The 17272-nt window shown below is 34.1% G+C and carries 9 protein-coding genes and 1 pseudogene; 4 read left to right on the top strand and 6 right to left on the bottom strand.

The window, feature by feature from the left end:
* The 6 genes and pseudogenes from PHC28_RS05620 to PHC28_RS05595 all read right to left on the bottom strand — a co-directional run.
* Positions 1-700: pseudogene (locus PHC28_RS05620) on the bottom strand (alpha-glucosidase domain-containing protein); the annotation flags it as partial.
* 61 nt (positions 701-761) lie between these two features.
* Positions 762-2594 carry a glycoside hydrolase family 13 protein gene (locus PHC28_RS05615; protein ID WP_300097124.1) on the bottom strand — a complete coding sequence of 611 codons (1833 nt, stop codon included), beginning with the start codon at positions 2592-2594 and terminating at the stop codon, positions 762-764.
* Positions 2595-2707: 113 nt separating this feature from the next.
* Positions 2708-5014, bottom strand: coding sequence for a glycoside hydrolase family 65 protein (locus PHC28_RS05610; RefSeq protein ID WP_300097121.1), 2307 nt, complete (start codon positions 5012-5014; stop codon positions 2708-2710).
* A gap of 23 nt (positions 5015-5037) precedes the next feature.
* Complete coding sequence (pgmB, locus tag PHC28_RS05605) at positions 5038-5694, bottom strand: beta-phosphoglucomutase (RefSeq protein WP_300097119.1); 657 nt, start codon at positions 5692-5694, stop codon at positions 5038-5040.
* A 14-nt stretch (positions 5695-5708) separates the two neighbouring features.
* Entirely contained in the window at positions 5709-7040 is a 1332-nt protein-coding gene (locus PHC28_RS05600) for an MFS transporter (RefSeq protein ID WP_300097117.1), read from the bottom strand.
* 190 nt (positions 7041-7230) lie between these two features.
* Positions 7231-8268 carry a LacI family DNA-binding transcriptional regulator gene (locus PHC28_RS05595; protein ID WP_300097114.1) on the bottom strand — a complete coding sequence of 346 codons (1038 nt, stop codon included), beginning with the start codon at positions 8266-8268 and terminating at the stop codon, positions 7231-7233.
* Between the two features lie 225 nt (positions 8269-8493).
* Here PHC28_RS05595 and PHC28_RS05590 point away from each other — a divergent pair, with 225 nt between their 5' ends.
* The 4 genes from PHC28_RS05590 (at position 8494) to PHC28_RS05575 (ending at position 17073) form a co-directional block, all read left to right on the top strand.
* Positions 8494-11445, top strand: a complete 2952-nt coding sequence (locus PHC28_RS05590) for a SusC/RagA family TonB-linked outer membrane protein (protein WP_300097111.1) — start codon at positions 8494-8496, stop codon at positions 11443-11445.
* Between the two features lie 12 nt (positions 11446-11457).
* Positions 11458-13068 carry a RagB/SusD family nutrient uptake outer membrane protein gene (locus PHC28_RS05585; RefSeq protein WP_300097109.1) on the top strand — a complete coding sequence of 537 codons (1611 nt, stop codon included), beginning with the start codon at positions 11458-11460 and terminating at the stop codon, positions 13066-13068.
* A gap of 25 nt (positions 13069-13093) precedes the next feature.
* On the top strand, positions 13094-14158 hold the full coding sequence (locus tag PHC28_RS05580; RefSeq protein ID WP_300097107.1) for a SusE domain-containing protein: 1065 nt from the start codon (positions 13094-13096) through the stop codon (positions 14156-14158).
* 65 nt (positions 14159-14223) lie between these two features.
* Positions 14224-17073, top strand: a complete 2850-nt coding sequence (locus tag PHC28_RS05575) for an alpha-amylase family glycosyl hydrolase (RefSeq protein ID WP_300097105.1) — start codon at positions 14224-14226, stop codon at positions 17071-17073.
* The last annotated feature ends 199 nt before the right edge of the window (positions 17074-17272 follow it).

Here is a 17272-nt window from a genome sequence, read left to right as displayed (position 1 = left end):
CTAAAGTATTATCTTTTTTACTATCTAAATCCAAGTAGCCAATGGCAGAATTATCAAAATGAACGGCATACAATTTAGACGATAAAACCATTGGAATACAAAAATTCATTAATTCCGAATGCGTTTCGTAACCATAATGAGCTCGGTTATACAAAGCTAATTTATTGCCACGGCGGTTCATTCCTAAAGCACGGGCTCCGCCACCATATAAAACTTCATCAGGTGAGATATTGAACTGAATTACTTCTGTTGAATCTGCTTTGATGTTGCCTTTTACATTCTCTAACGGAAAATGTTTTTGTTTAAAATAACCGTTTTTTTCGGAAAATAAAAGCTTTTGTTGATTGAAATAGGAGATTTGAAATGGTGATTTTTGGACAGTTACTACAATTCCTTTTGTGTAAAGACTTATAAAGTTTGGCGTTTCAATGATTTTTGAAATTCCTGTTTTTGGAACTAAAACCACTGCTTCTGAAGTTGGATTGAAGGTTTGCTTCGCCGATTCGCTGTCGCTCGGGTCTCCTTTTGGAATAAAAGAAGTTTCTATAATTTTTTCCGAATAGGATTTGATGGTGTATTGCCCATCAGAAGTGTTGATTTCTAGAGTATTATTTACTTCTTTGAAACTTTCGAATTTTCTATCAATTGTTTGTGAAAAGGAAAATGAAGTTATAAATAATAAGAAAAGTAATTTTTTCATAGTTTTAGTATTAAACCCGACAGGTTTTTAAAACCTGTCGGGTTTGGTATGTGTAAATCTGTTATTTTAATTCCAATATCAAAACAGATTTTGGTTCCAATGAAATTTCGTTGGTAATAGCTATTATTTGATCTGTTATAACGTCTTTCCCTGTTTTAAAATTTCCTATGTTTTCTTGAAAACGATTCGTTTTTACAGTTCTAGTGTCATTGCTGTTGTTGATTAAAACCATCACGCTTTCGGAAGTATTGTATCGAAAATATACATAAACATTATTTTCCGGAATGTAATGCGTCATTTTGCCAAAATGAACAGCAGATTTGTTTTTTCTCCAATTGAATAATTTAGAAGTAAAATCGAAATATTGATTTTGTAGAAACGTTCTTCCTTCTTTGGTAAAAGCGTTATTTGCATCACCTTCCCATCCGCCAGGAAAATCTTGGCGAATATCGGCATCGCCATTATCTTTGTTTCCTGCCATACCAATTTCGGAACCATAATATGTTTGAGGAATTCCTCTAACGGTGGCTAAAATTGTCATCGCCATTTTGTATTTTCTTATGTCGTTGTTATAAACGTGATTTACACGATGGGTATCGTGATTTTCTGCAAAAATTAACAAGTTATTGATATTTGGATACAGAAAATCATTGGAAAAATTGTCGTAGATTTTTTCCATTCCTCGTCCCCAGCCACCTTCATCTTCATTAAAAACGGATAAAAGATCATCGGATAGAATAAAATCCATTACACTTGGCAAATGAGAATTAAAATTTTGGATTTTACCTATTGGACTATCTTTTTGCCAATAAGAAAGTTGGGCTTGATCTCTCATTGAAATTTCACCTACAATATTGAAATTTGGATATTCATTAGTGATGGCTTTTGTCCATTTTGCAATGGCACTTGGCTCGGCATAATTATAGGTATCAACTCTAAAACCATCTAAATTGGCATATTCAATCCACCAGATTGCATTTTGGGTAAGGTAGTTTAGTACTAAAGGATTTCTTTGATTTAAATCAGGCATCGAAGGTACAAACCATCCATCAAAACATTCTTTAGTGTCAATTTTAGATGCGTTAATGTCGTGAACAAGTGTGCGTTTATGATTAGTTTGAGTGTAGGTTTCGAATTGATTAATCCAGTCGTGAGTAGGTAAATCTTTTATCATCCAATGTTGCAATCCCCAATGGTTTGTTACATAATCAAGGACTAATTTCATTTTTCTTTTATGCATTTCTGATGCTAATCGTGCATAATCTTCATTAGTTCCATAACGAGGGTCAATTTTGTAAACATCTGTTTGTGCGTAAGTGTGATAGGAATATGTCTCTTCGTTATCCTCACAAAGAGGCGTAATCCAAATGACTGTTGCTCCTAATTCTTGAACATAATCTAGGTGATTAATGATGCCTTGTATGTCTCCGCCGTGTCTTCCTCCTGGCAAATCACGATTATAATTTTCGGTGGTCGAAGCATTACTGTCATTATTTGGATTTCCATTAGAAAAACGATCTGGCATCAGTAAATACATCATATCTGATGAATTATAACTTTTTCGTTGTGCTGAGTTTTCTCTTCTCTGTTTTAGAGAATAATTTTGGGTAAATGCTTTTTTATTGCTGTCTTTGAAAGTAAAAATACAGTCCGATGCCTTAATGTTTTTAGTATTAATGGTAACAAAAAGATAATTGGGATTTTCGGTTCTTTTTATGGTTGTAATTTTAATCGGATTAGAAACAGTCACCTGGAATTGCGCAATGTTTTTGCCGTAAAACATAATTTGTAACTCGGGATTATGCATTCCAGCATACCAAAAAGGAGGTTCTATTCTTTCGATTTGTGCAAACATAGTTGAGGAAATTAGGAAAAATAAAAGTAGTTTTTTCATTTGATAAACAATTAAATATATTTCAACTTTATTATTTAACCATATAAGGCATATAAGTTCATTTAAGTTTTCTTATATGTCCTTATATGCCTTATATGGTTTTGACTTTTTAGCTAGACCACAACCAAACTATTTGGTTCAACCAATATGGCATTGCCATTAACAAAAACAGTCAATTCTTTAGTTCCTTCGAGTGAGAATTGCGTTTCCTTATGATTGATTACTACTTTCAAAATTTGATTTCTGAAATTAATTTTAAAGGAATAACCTGTCCATTCTTTTGGGATTTTTGGAGAAAAATGAAGTGCGTCGTTTTTCACTCGCATTCCTCCAAAACCTTCTACAATACTCATCCAAGTTCCGGCCATTGAGGTGATATGACAGCCTTCTTCAACTTCTTTGTTATAGTCATCAAGATCTAATCGCGAAGTTCTTAAATAGAAAGTGTAGGCCATATCCATTTTGCCCAATTTTGCTGCTTGAATAGAATGCACGCAAGGAGAAAGTGAGCTTTCGTGAACTGTAAATGGTTCGTAAAAATCGAAATGTTTTTGTAATTGTTCCGTTGTAAAATGATCTTCAAAGAAGTAAAACCCTTGCAAAGTATCGGCTTGTTTGATGTAAGGCGAACGCAAAACTCTGTCCCAAGACCATTTTTGGTTGATTGGTCGTTGACCCTTATCTAAATCTTTTACCAAAACTAAATCTTTATCTAAGAAACCATCTTGTTGCAAATAAATTCCCAATTCTTCCGATTTTGGAAAGTACATATTGCCCGAAACTTTTTTCCAATCTTGCAATTCAGCATCTGATAATTTTACTTTTTCGATGATGCGTTTATGGTCAGATGGATATTCTAATGACACTTTTTGAATTTGATCGTGTGTATAATCTATGCACCATCTTGCAATATAATTGGTATAGAAATTATTGTTTACGTTGTTTTCATATTCGTTTGGACCCGTAACTCCAAGAATCACATACTGATTTTTGTCTTTCGAAAAGTTAGCTCTTTGATGCCAAAAACGAGCAATTCCTATTAAAACTTCCAAGCCTTTTTCAGGAATATAAGAATAATCGCCTGTGAAACGATGGTAATTGAAAATAGCAAATGCAATCGCACCATTTCTATGGATTTCTTCGTGTGTGATTTCCCATTCGTTGTGGCATTCTTCGCCATTCATTGTCACCATTGGGTATAAAGCCGCACCGTTTTTAAATCCTAAATTATCTTTAGCATTTTCAATCGCTTTGTCCAATTGATTAAAACGATACGTCAATAAATTTCGCGCCACTTGTTGGTCTTTGGTCGCCATATAAAATGGAATGCAATAGGCTTCAGTATCCCAATAAGTTGAACCTCCGTATTTTTCGCCGGTGAAACCTTTTGGACCAATATTCAAACGAGAATCTTTACCAGAATAGGTTTGGTTTAATTGAAAAATATTGAAACGAATTCCCTGTTGCGCTTTTACGTCCCCATCAATAGTGATGTCTGACATTTCCCAAATTTTTGCCCAAGCTTCGATTTGTTCAGATAATAATTGCTCGTAACCTTTTGCTAAAGCAGCTTTGATTACTTGTTCTGCTCCAGAGAGGGTGTCTTCGTGATTTAAGGAAACAGTATAACCACCAATTTTTTGGATGGATGATGTTGTGCCTTTAGCAACGGAAACAGCATAACTAAATTGAATTTTTTCTTTAGTTGCCGAAACAATTTCAGGTAAAAGGTTCAGGTTTTTACCATTTTCTAAAATGCTGTTTTGCATAAAAGTTGTCACCTTGAAATGCGTTTTGAAAGTTTGAGCCGTTACAAAAGCTTGGTTTTCGTGGTCTTTTGTTTCTAATGGTTCCCAGAATTTCTCTTCCCAGTTGGCATCTTCATTGGTTACGCCAGCGTCAATGTAAGGTTTGTAAACTATTTTTGCTTCCTTATTTAAAGGGGTAATTTCGTAATTGATAACGCCAACTTCGTCCAAATCCATACACAGGAAACGACGAATATTTACAGCAACTTCGGTTCCGTTTTGCAAAGTGGCTTCGAATGAACGGTTGTACCAACCTTCTTTCATATTCAACTCGCGACGGAATTTTTTTACTGCTGTGCAAGCATTCAAATCAAGACTTTCTCCATTGATTTCGATGTCAATCCCAATCCAGTTTGGAGCGTTTAGTACTTTGGCAAAATATTTTGGATAACCATTTTTCCACCAACCCACTTTAGTTTTGTCAGGATAATAAATTCCTGCAATATAACTTCCTTGAAAAGTTTCTCCTGAGTAATTTTCTTCAAAATTGGCACGTTGTCCCATTGCACCGTTACCAATGCTGAAAAGACTTTCGGATGATTTCACACTGTCTACATCAAATCCTTCTTCAATGACGGACCAATTGTCTGGTTTTATATAATCTTGGTTCATTCTTTCTGTTTTCTATTCGTTTATTATCCTTTAATCAATTTATCAATAAAATTTTTATCGATATGAGTAAAATCTTTAAATATGTATTTTGCTTCGTGTAATGTGGATGCTTCGCCAATTCCCACGCTTATCATTCCTCCGATATTTGCTGCTTGAATTCCTGCTACTGAATCTTCGAAAACAATCGAATCTTTCGGTTTTTTGTCCAATAATTTTGCAGCAATCAGGAAAACTTCGGGATCAGGTTTTGCATTTGAAACATCGTTTCCGTCAACAATGGCATCAAAAAAGGAAAGCGTTCCTGTTTTTTCTAGAATAGGTCTAGCGTTTTTACTTGCCGAACCCAAAGCTATTAATTGATTTTGCTCTTTCAAATATTTCAAAACGGGCATTACACCTGGAAGGATTTCACTTTCGTCCATATCTACTAAATAGGACAAATAGTCTTCGTTTTTTTGAATGAGCCATTTGTCTTTGTCTTCTTGAGAAGCTTCAACATTTCCTAATCCTAAAATAATTTCGAGTGAGCGTACTCGACTCACGCCTTTTAATAATTCGTTATGTTCGTGGGTAAATTCGATTCCTAATTCATTGGCGATTTTTTGCCAAGCCAAAAAATGGTATTTTGCCGTGTCAACAATTACGCCGTCAAGGTCGAATATAAATGCTTTTGTATTCATTAATTTTAATTAATTTATTTAGCTGTTGAATGACTTTCTTTTACAAAAAATACTGCCAGTCCGGCAATCAACATTGAAACTCCTGCGATTACAATAATTGCCATTGGAAAACCTCCAAATAGAACAAGTATTGTGCTTCCTAAAATACCCGCAGTGATTTGTGGTATGGTAATGGTGGCATTAAACAATCCCATATACACTCCCATTTTATCGGCTGGTAATGAACCTGATAGCATTGCGTAAGGCATAGCTAATATGGCTGCCCAAGCTAAACCAACTCCTGAAATAGAAAGTAATAAAATAGTTTTGTCGTGTACTAAATACATAGATGCCAATCCGATTCCTCCCATTATTAGAGAAAAACTATAGGTTTTTTTACGGCCAATTGATTTTGCAATTGTAGGAATAAGTAAGGAGAATAAAGCTGCAACTCCACTGTAAAAAGCAAACATAACGCCTGTCCAATCACCAGCTTCGTTGAAACCAATTGATTTTGGATCTAATGCTTCTGAACCCCAAATCTGATTGGCGATGGCTCTAGTGGTGTAAACCCACATTAAAAATAAGGCAAACCAAGAAAAGAATTGTACAATTCCCAATTGCCAAAAGATTTTTGGAGCATTCGAAATCAATTTTAAGATGCTTGTTTTTTCAGTTACAGTTTCAGATTCTAAGTCGATGTCATTGTAAAGTGCGTGTTCTTTTGGCGCATATTCTTTGGTTCTAAAAGCAGTCCAAAGAACAGTTACTAATAAAATCGCTCCTCCAATATAGAAAGACCATATTACTGACGCTGCTACTTTTTCGCCAGCAGCAGGTATATTTGCAACTCCTGCTTTGGCAAGAATCCAAGGCAACAAGGAGCCAAAAACAGCTCCAAAATTGATTAAAGCACTTTGCAAAGAATAACCAAGATTTTTTTGGTCATCATTTACCATATCACCAACAAGGGCTCTGAAGGGTTGCATTGTGACATTAAATGAAGTATCCATTAAAAGAAGCATTATGGCACCAAAAATTAATGGCGGTAACAAATAGGTAAAGTATTCTGCGTTTGGCATAAAAAACATTGCCAAAGCGGAAACGATTGCACCAAAAAATATAAATGGGATTCTGCGTCCAAGACGTGTCCAGGTTTTATCGCTTGAAAGACCAATGATGGGTTGAACAATTAAACCTGCTAGAGGTGCTGCTAACCAAAAATAGCCTATGCTATGAACATCGGCGCCAAGGGCTTCCAATATTCTACTGGTGTTACCATTTTGTAGTGAATATCCAATTTGTACTCCTAGGAATCCAAAGCTTAGATTCCAGATTTGCCAAAAACTTAATTCGGGTTTTTTCATTATCGTATATTGTTTTAAATGTACGATAAGCACCTTGCTTATCAAAACTTAACTCATTTTTCGAAGTAAAAGTAAAAGTTTTGAATGATGTAAATGTAAAAATATATTTTGAATTTCAAATTTTCTAAAAAAATAATTCAAGAAACTCTTTTACTACAACGAAATAGTTTAATAAGTAAATAATTTTAGTCTAATTTGTTGATTCTCTTTCTATCAGGCGAGTTTCAATCACTACTGTTTTGTATGTTTCTTCTTGATCTTCTTCTTGATCTTCTTCTTCCTCTGATTCTAGTCTTTCGATAAGAATTTTTGCTGCTACTTTGCCCATTTCCATTCCTCTTTGGCTTATAGTTGTAATGGTTGGAGTAGAATATTTAGAAATTATCCCGTCCGTAAAAGCAATAACCGCAAGGTCATCGGGAACTTTTAATCCCATTTTGTTGGCGGTTTTAATGATGGTTACTGCAAATAACTCATTGACTGCAAAAACGGCATCTATAGCTTTGTCTTCGAGTAATTTTTCTATTTGTATTCCGCAATTATCAATGTTTTCAATTTTGATAATTAGATTTTCATCAAAAGGTATTTTATTGTCTAAAAGGGCTTTAGTATATCCGTCAGTTCTTAGTTTTCCAACGCTTACATAATCAACAGTTGTTACCAAAGCAATTTTTTTTCTTCCTTTATCTATTAAGCTTTGTACGGCCTCATATGCTGCTAATTCATCATTATTGATTACTTTGTCGCAATGAATGTCGTTGGTTACTCGGTCAAACATTACTACGGGCATTCCTTGATTAATTACTTCGCTAATGTGGTGAAAATCTTTTTTCTGTTGGGTTTCCTTAGAAAGCGACATAATAAATCCGTCGATACTTCCATTAGCAAGAAGCTCCATATTTAAAACCTCTTTGTCAAAGGAATCGTCAGATAAACAGATGATGACACTATAACCTTTTTCATTGGCTACGTGTTCTATTCCATTAATTACAGTAGAAAAGAAATAATGCACAATTTCTGGAATGATAATTCCTATAGCTTTTGTTTTTCTATTCTTTAAACTAAGCGCAATATTGTTAGGTTTATAGTTATAGAATTTAGCAAATGCTTGTACTTTCAATCTAGTCTCTTCACCTATTTCTAAACTATTTCTTAAAGATTTAGAAACAGTCGAAATGGAGACGTCAAGTTCTCTAGCAATTTGTTTGAGTGTTATCTTCTTTTTCATATACGGATTTGATAAAAATCATTTTCTTAATAAAGATTAGGATAAATCTAAATTATGACAAAATTAACCTTAAATATGTCAAAAAAATATAAAGTTTTCAACACTACCACGTTTTCGTAACCTAATTAATTTTTGACATTGTCGAACGCGTTAATATTTATTTAATTTTAACATTCGAAGTAAAGGTAAAGTATAACAAAAACCAAATTAACTTAAACAAAAAGTATGAAAACAATTTACAAAAAGTTGTTATTTTTATTGCTGCTCCTTCCTTTTTGTGTTCTGGGTCAGAACACATTTAGTGGAAAAGTTCTTGATAAAGCATCAGGACAGCCAATTCCAGGAGTAAATGTAAATATACAAGGAGGTACAAACGGGACCTCAACTGATTTTGACGGAAATTTTCAATTAGCGAATGTTAAGAAAGGCAACAGTGTCATTTTTTCTTTTATTGGTTATAAAAGCGAAGTCATAGTATTTAATAATCAAAAAACAATTACAGTAAGTCTTGAAGAAGATGCAAATCAATTGAAAGAGGTAGTTGTACAAGTAGGTTATGGTACTGTTAAGAAAAAAGATGCAACAGGATCTGTAACAACAGTAACTGCCAAAGATTTTAACAAGGGTGCAAACGTTACTACTGAAAACCTTTTAAATGGTAGAGTAGCAGGTTTGACAGTTAATACAAGTGGTGCTCCTGGTTCAGGTTCTGAAATAAGAATTCGTGGAGGTTCATCCTTATTTGCAAGCAATGATCCGCTTATTGTGATTGACGGTTTGCCAATTGAAAATACTACAAGTACAGGTTCTACTTCATTTTTAGCATCATTAAACCCTAGTACTGTTGAATCGATTACGGTTTTAAAAGATGCGTCAGCAACTGCAATTTATGGTTCACGTGCATCGAATGGTGTAATTATTATTACAACTAAAAAGGGAAGTAAAATATTAGCTGTTGACTATAATGTTCAATATGGATCAGGTAGCTTAGTAAAAACAATTGATCTTTTTGATGCAAATACTTTTAGACAAATTATTGCTGATAAATTGCCAGCTAGAGTTTCTGAACTAGGAACTGCTAATACAAATTGGCAAAAAGAAATTTATAGAAGAACGGATTATATAGATAATAATATATCTATTAGAGGAAATTTATTCGATGCAATTCCTACACGTTTGACAGTAGGTAATACCTATCAAGAAGGTTTACGATTGACAAATACTTTCAATAGAAATACAGTAGGTTTAGCAATGAATCCTTCTTTTCTTGATAATCATTTGAAAGTAAAATTGAATGCTAACTATTCTAATGAAAGCAATCGTTTTGCTGACGGAGTAGAAGGAAATGCACTTGCTTATGATCCTACTCAACCAGTTAGGGATAATGGAGCTGCTTATGGTGGATTTTTTGAATACCACGGTGCTGGTTCTAACGGACTTTATCCATTAACACCACAAACACCTAGAAATCCAGTTGCTCAGTTGTTACAAACTTATGATACTGGGTCAAATAATAGAGTATTTGGAAATTTCGAATTAGATTATAAATTTCATTTCTTCCCAGCTTTAAGAGCGGTTGTAAATGTAGGTTTTGATGAAGCTAAAGGTGATAGAACAAGACTTGCTGATAGTGGTTCTGTTGCTTCTACAGGTTCGAATAATAACATTCCTTATGGTACAAATGAATTCTCTACAAGTGACAGAAAAAACAAATTATTAGATGCTTATTTAGTATACAATAATACATTTGGAAAACTTGTTTTTGATGCTACTGCAGGTTATTCATATCAAAAATTCCAAAGTAACAGATTTGAATCAGGAAACATTATGGATCCTAACTTACCAACTGGTATTACAGGTTTCCCTAGAACAACTCTTGATACTGATGTAGTGTTGATAGGTTTCTTTGGTAGAACTAATTTAAATTTTAATGATAAGTATTTATTAACCTTATCTTATAGAAGAGATGGTTCTTCTCGTTTTGGACCAGCTAATCGTTGGGGTAATTTCCCAGCAGCTGCATTTGCTTGGAAAATGAAGGAAGATTTCTTTAAAGATAGTACTACTTTATCAGATTTAAAATTAAGATTAGGATATGGTATTACAGGTCAACAAGATATTCCGGCTGCAAATGATTACTTGCAAAAATATGTAACAGGAAGTGGATCTTCTCAATACTATTTTGGCTCAACTGCAGTTCCAATTGCAATTTCATCACCTTTAAGTCCTAACTTGAAATGGGAAGAAACTACAACTTATAATGCTGGTATCGACTATGGAGTTTTTAACAACAGAATCACTGGAGCAGTAGATGTATTTTACAAAGACACTAAGGATTTGTTAGTAAAAGCAGCTGTTGCTGATGGTGGTAACTTTTCAAATAGAGCTTATCAAAATGTAGGTAGCTTTACAACTAAGGGTATTGAAGTTTCTATGAATGCTGATGTTGTAAAAAGCGATACTTTTAATTGGAATGTAAACATTAATGCTACTAAATTTGAAAGAAGAATCACTAACTTAATTTATAATAGCGATATTAGAGTTGGTAGTAATTTAGCTGGTACAGGTACGCAAGGGCAAATATTTAGTGAAGGATTTACACCTTATTCCTTTATGTTATACAAACAATTGTATGATGTTTCTGGAAAACCAATCGAAGGTGCTTATGCAGATTTAAACGGAGATGGTATCATCAACGCATCTGATAAGTACATATATAAAAATCCAGATCCAGATGCTACTTTTGGATTTTCAACTAGTCTTAATTACAAAAACCTTGATTTCTCTTTTAACTTAAGAGCAAGTATTGGAAATAGAGTATTTAATGCAGTTGATGCAAGTAAAGCTCAATATGCATTATTAAGTACTGGAGGAGCTCTTGGTAATATTCCAACATCGGTGACTCAAACAGGATTTACTACTACTTCAAATGTAGTGTTGTCTGACATTTTTGTGGAAAACGCTTCTTATTTAAGAATGGATAATATCACACTGGGTTATACATTCCCAAAATGGTTAGAAGGTAAAGCTTCATTAAGAATGTTTACTGGAGTTCAAAATGCATTTGTTTTAACAAATTACAGCGGTCTTGACCCTGAAGTTACAAACAATGGAGTTGATAGTACAATATATCCTAGACAACGTTCTTTGTTGTTTGGAGCTAATATAAAATTTTAATATAAAAACACTATGAAAAAATTTAATTTTATATATATCCTAGTCTTGTTTGCCACACTACAATCTTGTACTAAAGATTTGGATGTAGTGTCAAAAGACCAAAGGGTATTTACTTCGGATGCATTATTTGCCACTCCAGAAGGGTACAAACAAGCATTAGCTGGGGTTTATGGAAACTTATCCCTTACAGGAACAGGTGATGCGGGTTCTTCTTTTCTAGAAGGAATTGATGCAGGTACAAGTCAGTTTGGTAGATGTTTGTGGTATCTACAAGATTTAACTACAGATGAAGTAATCTGGAGTTATGAAAATGACGAAGGTGTTAGAGAGCTACAAAGAAACATTTGGACTTCAAGCAATCCTATTTTGTTGGGTATGTTTAGTAGAACAATGGCTGAAGTTGCTATTGCAAATGAATTTCTAAGACAATCTGCTCCTGAGATGTTAGCCTCAAGAGGTATTACAGATGCAGCAAAAGTTACAGAAATTAATGCTTACAGAGATGAAGTAAAAGTTTTAAGAGCTTACGCTTATTATAATTTGATGGATATGTTTGGTAAAGCGCCTCTAATTACAGAAAATGACCCTTTAAACTTTAAAGGACCTCAATATGACAGAGCGCAATTATTTACATATATTGAATCAGAATTGAATGCAGTAATGCCAAATTTAAAGGCGCCTAGAACAAATGAATACGGAAGATTAGACCAAGCAGTTGCTAAAATGATTTTGGCTAAGATGTATTTAAATGCTGAAGTTTACATAGGCACTCCAAAATATACTGAATGTCTTACTAAATGTTCTGAAATCATTGCAGGTGGATACACATTAAATTCAAAATATTTGAACAACTTTAATGCTGATAACAACACTTCTTCTGAAATGATTTTTACATTACAAGCAGACGGACTTGTGACACAAAACTATGGTGCAACAACTGTAATCATCAATGGCGAAGTTGGTTCGATTGAAGGTAATGGAGCTGCTCTAGGAGTTGGTGGTTGGGGTGGTGCCCTTAGACTTAGAAAACAATTTGTTCAGAAATTTGATGGTGCAGAATTTGCAACTGATACTAGAAAAACAATTACTTCTGGAACTAGAAATATAGAAATTGCTGATATCTCAGATAGAGATCAAGGATTTGTATTATCTAAATTTTCAAATAAAACTTCTGCTGGAGTAGCTGGTAAAAGTTCTAATTTTGTTGATACTGATTTTCCTTTATTTAGATTAGGGGATGTATACTTGATGTATGCAGAAGCTCAAATGAGAAAAGATGGAGCAGTAAATGGTAGTGCAACTGCTAACGCAACAGTACAATCTCTTGGATACATTAATGATTTAAGAGTTAGAGCAAATAATGGTTCTTCTAGCGCAAATGTTTCAGCATCAAATGTGACTTTAGATTTTATTTTAGATGAAAGAGCAAGAGAATTACATTGGGAAGCTCATAGAAGACAAGACTTAATTCGTTTTGCAAAATATACTGGAGGTAGTTATAACTGGGCTTGGAAAGGAAATGGTTCTAATGGAATCGCAATTTCGAATAATTTGAAAGTGTTTCCTATACCATCTGCTTCAATTGCAGCGAATCCTAATTTAACTCAAAACACAGGTTATTAATACAATCTTTAAAATTCAAAAAATTATGAAAAATATAATAAAAACTATTTTAGCAATAGCCCTAATGTCTGGGTTTTCATCTTGTACAGATGAGCAAAACTTAATGTTCTTAACACCTGAAGCTTCATTTCAAATTCTATCACCAGTTACTGGAGAAGGTGTTATTCTTAGTCCTACAACACCATTAAATCCTGCGCTAGCACTAACTTGGTCTGCTGCAGATTATGGTACACCAACTGAAGTAACTTATTTAGTTCAGGTAGATAAAGCGGGTAATAATTTTGCTAGCCCTATTGATGTAACTTCAACTACTAAAACTTACGCTACTGTAGCTTCATCAGCATTGAATGGTGCTGCTATTGCTGCTGGTTTACTTCCTTTTACTGAAGGAGGATTAGATGTAAGAATTGTTGCAACTGTTGGTACAACAGCTAGCGGTACAACTTACTCAACTGTTATAAGTTATTTAGTAACACCTTACACTACTGACTTACCTCAGTTAGCAGTACCTGGTAATCACCAAGGATGGTCTCCAAATACAGCTCCAAGAATTGCTGCTTCTGCTTTTGGAAAAACAGACTATGAAGGATATGTATGGTTAGATGGTGGATACAAATTAGTTGGTCCAACAGCTGCAGGAGTTTATGCTTGGAGTGCTGGTCCAGAATATGGAGATGATGGTACTTTTTCAGGAGTTTTAAAAAGCCCTGGTGGAGGAAATTGTGATGCTGCTACAGGATACTATTTATTAAAAGCAGATACTGATAAATTAACTTATTCTGCTACAAAAACTACTTGGGCTATTATTGGTAATGGAACAGCAGGAGGTTGGTCTACAGATACCCCTATGACTTATGATGCAGCATCAAAAACTTGGACAGTGACAGCTACGTTAAGCACTCAAGCAGCTCCAGATAACGGTTTAAAATTTAGAGCTAATGGCGCTTGGGATCTTAACTTTGGAGATACTGGTGCAGATGGAACTTTAGAAGGAGGAGGTACTAATATTAGTACTACAGCTGGAACTTATTTAATCACTTTAGATTTAAGTAAACCAAGAAATTATACTTATACTATGGTTAAACAATAGCGTAATTTAAACTAAAAAAAAAGGGCTATCTTTGGTAGCCCTTTTTTTAATTAAATCCATTTTATATGAAAAAAATTATATTATTATTTATTCTAGTATCAACTATAAGTTTAGCGCAAACAACTACCACACCTTCACCGGCGGTTGCAAGTGGTTTGGTTACAATAAATTTCAATAAATCTGGAACTCCATTAGCTGCTTATACAGGAACCATTTATGCGCACATAGGATTGACTGTAAATGGTGTTCGCTGGCAGTATGTAAAAGGAAGTTGGGGAAACAATACAACCCAACCCGCTTTGACATTTGTTTCTGGAACTACCTATAAATTAGATCTTACACCTGATTTATTTACTTCCTTTGGGGTTACTGCTGGAAGTTCAATAACTGAAATTTGTGTTGTTTTTAGAGATGATAAATCTTCTGGGAATATACAATCTGCTGATACTTTTCTTAATGTAGGTGCTTTTCAAAGTGTATTAGGACAACCAGTTTCAGATAGTAATACTATTATTACTTCAGGGCAAAACTTTACAGTTTCGGCAACTAACACTAATGGGAATGCAAATTATAACCTTTTAGCCAATGGAGTAAGTATAAATACTGCCACAACAGCTTCTTATAGCTTTACGGACACAAACGTAACTGCAAATAAAAGTTATGAACTTCAAATTACCCAAGGTGTGGATTCTTTCGTATATAAATTTACTGTAATGATTAATCCTGTTACAATATCTGAGGCTTTGCCAGCGAATGTTGAAGAAGGAATAAATTACAATCCAACCGATGCAACAAAAGCTACTCTTGTGTTAGATGCACCTGGGAAAGACTTTGTTTATGTTGCAGGAAGTTTCAACAATTGGCTACCTGGTATAAGTTATGCGATGAAGAAAGACCCAACAACGGGTAAGTTCTGGTTAGAGTTGTCAGGTTTGGTTTCTGGAACAAATTATAACTATCAATATTGGGTTGTAGATACAACTCCACTTGCAGGTTCGCCAGGATTAGTAAAAACAGCAGATCCTTATTCTACTTTAGTTTTGTCTCCTTTTGATGATCCAACAATTCCTTCAACATCTTATCCTAACATTCCAGTTTATCCAGTAGGTCAAGAACGTGAAGTTACGGTTTTAAAAACAGGGCAAGCCGCTTACAATTGGCAAGTGACTAATTTTAATAAACCAAAAAAAGAAGACCTAATTGTTTATGAAGTTTTAATTAGAGATTTTGATGCTAATAGGAATTTTCAAAGTTTAATAGACAGAATAAGCTATTTTAAAAATCTTAATATTAATGCTATCGAATTGATGCCTATAATGGAGTTTGAAGGAAATGAAAGTTGGGGATATAACACAGCTTTTCATATGGCATTAGATAAATTTTATGGAACTTCAGATAAGCTAAAAGAATTGGTAGACTTATGTCATCAAAACGGGATTGCCGTAATTCTGGATGTTGCTTTGAATCACGCTTTTGGAAGAAACCCAATGGTAAGAATGTGGATGAAAGATCCTGATGGTGATGGTTGGGGAGATGCAAGTTCTGAAAACCCTTATTTTAATGAATTTGCAAAACACAGTTATAGTGTTGGAAACGATTTTAATCATTCTGCAACAGTAACTAAAACGTATGTGAAAAGAGTTATAAAACAATGGATTCAAGAATACAAAATTGATGGTTTCCGTTGGGATTTAACTAAAGGATTTACACAATTGTGTTCTGCTGGTGATGATGCTTGTACAAATGGTTCTCCATCAGACAGAGTTCCTATTCTTAAAGATTATGCTGATTATTCTTGGAGTCTTGACCCAACACATTATGCAATTTTTGAACATCTAGGTTCTGATAGTGAGGAGCAACAATGGGCCAATTATAGGATTGGTGAAACGCCGAGCAAAGGAGTAATGATGTGGGGTGAAATGACCTATCCTTATTCTCAACTCATCGAGGGTTGGGCTACAGGAGGTGATATCAGTAGAATTGGGTCCGATGCTCATGGATTTACAGCAAAAAGATTAATGGGTTATCCTGAAAGTCATGACAAAGAACGGTTGATGTATAGTGCAATGACTTATGGAAATCCGAATGTATTAACACCCTTAAATAACTTGAATAACTCATTAGCGAGAATGTCTGCTATTGGAGCAGCTTCCTTGCTAGTTCCTGGTCCAAAAATGATTTGGCACTTTGCTGATTTAGGGATGCAAAACTCTATTTATGACTGTAATAATGGAACCGTTAATACCGAAACAGATCTTACTGCTGGTGACTGTAAGCTTAATACAAAACCTCAACCACAATGGACAGATAATTGGTTAGGCGTTTCTCAAAGATTAAAAATTTATAATGATTGGTCAAAAATGATTGCTTTAAAAATTCAAGAGCCTATTTTTGAAGGTAGCTATGTAATTAGTCCTGACGCTAACAATGTGAAGCAAAGAATCTATATTTATGACAATTCGTTACTTTCATCACAGCTTAAAAATGTTGTGGTTCTTTGTAATTTTTCAGTGGCTAGCTTAACTATAGTACCTAGCTTTCCTTACACAGGAACTTGGTATAATTTAATGGATAATACAAGTATCAACGTTACGGATGTTAGTGTGCCTTTGACAATTCCGTCGGGACAGTTCTTGATTTATGGTAACCAAAAGTCAACTTTAGGAACAACTAATTATGAATTTATTGAGGAAATACATTTGTATCCAAATCCATCTTCGAACTATTTTACTTTAAATACAAATTCTTCTAAGTTGGAAATATATTCAATGACTGGACAATTAGTAAAAAGTTTCAATTCGGAACAATCAAAAGGTTATCAATATACAATTAGTGACCTTGCTAAAGGGATGTACTTTGTAAGAACTTTAAATGATAACAATGAAGTTAAAGTCCTTAAGTTTATAAAACAATAAACACACTTAGTTTAAAAAAAGGCAGTGCATTTTGCACTGCCTTTTTTATTTGAATTAATCCGGTTTTTATAGTTTTCCGTTTTTTATTTCATCCACAATTTCTGGATTCAATAAAGTAGTCGTATCTCCAAAACTAGAGAAATCACCTTCGGCTATTTTTCGAAGAATTCGACGCATAATTTTGCCTGAACGTGTTTTT

It is taken from the genome of Flavobacterium sp. (assembly GCF_028712645.1).
In the GTDB taxonomy this organism is placed as follows: Bacteria; Bacteroidota; Bacteroidia; order Flavobacteriales; family Flavobacteriaceae; genus Flavobacterium.
The sequence above is the reverse complement of the archived record's forward strand: the minus strand, read 5'-3'. Positions and strand labels throughout refer to the sequence as shown.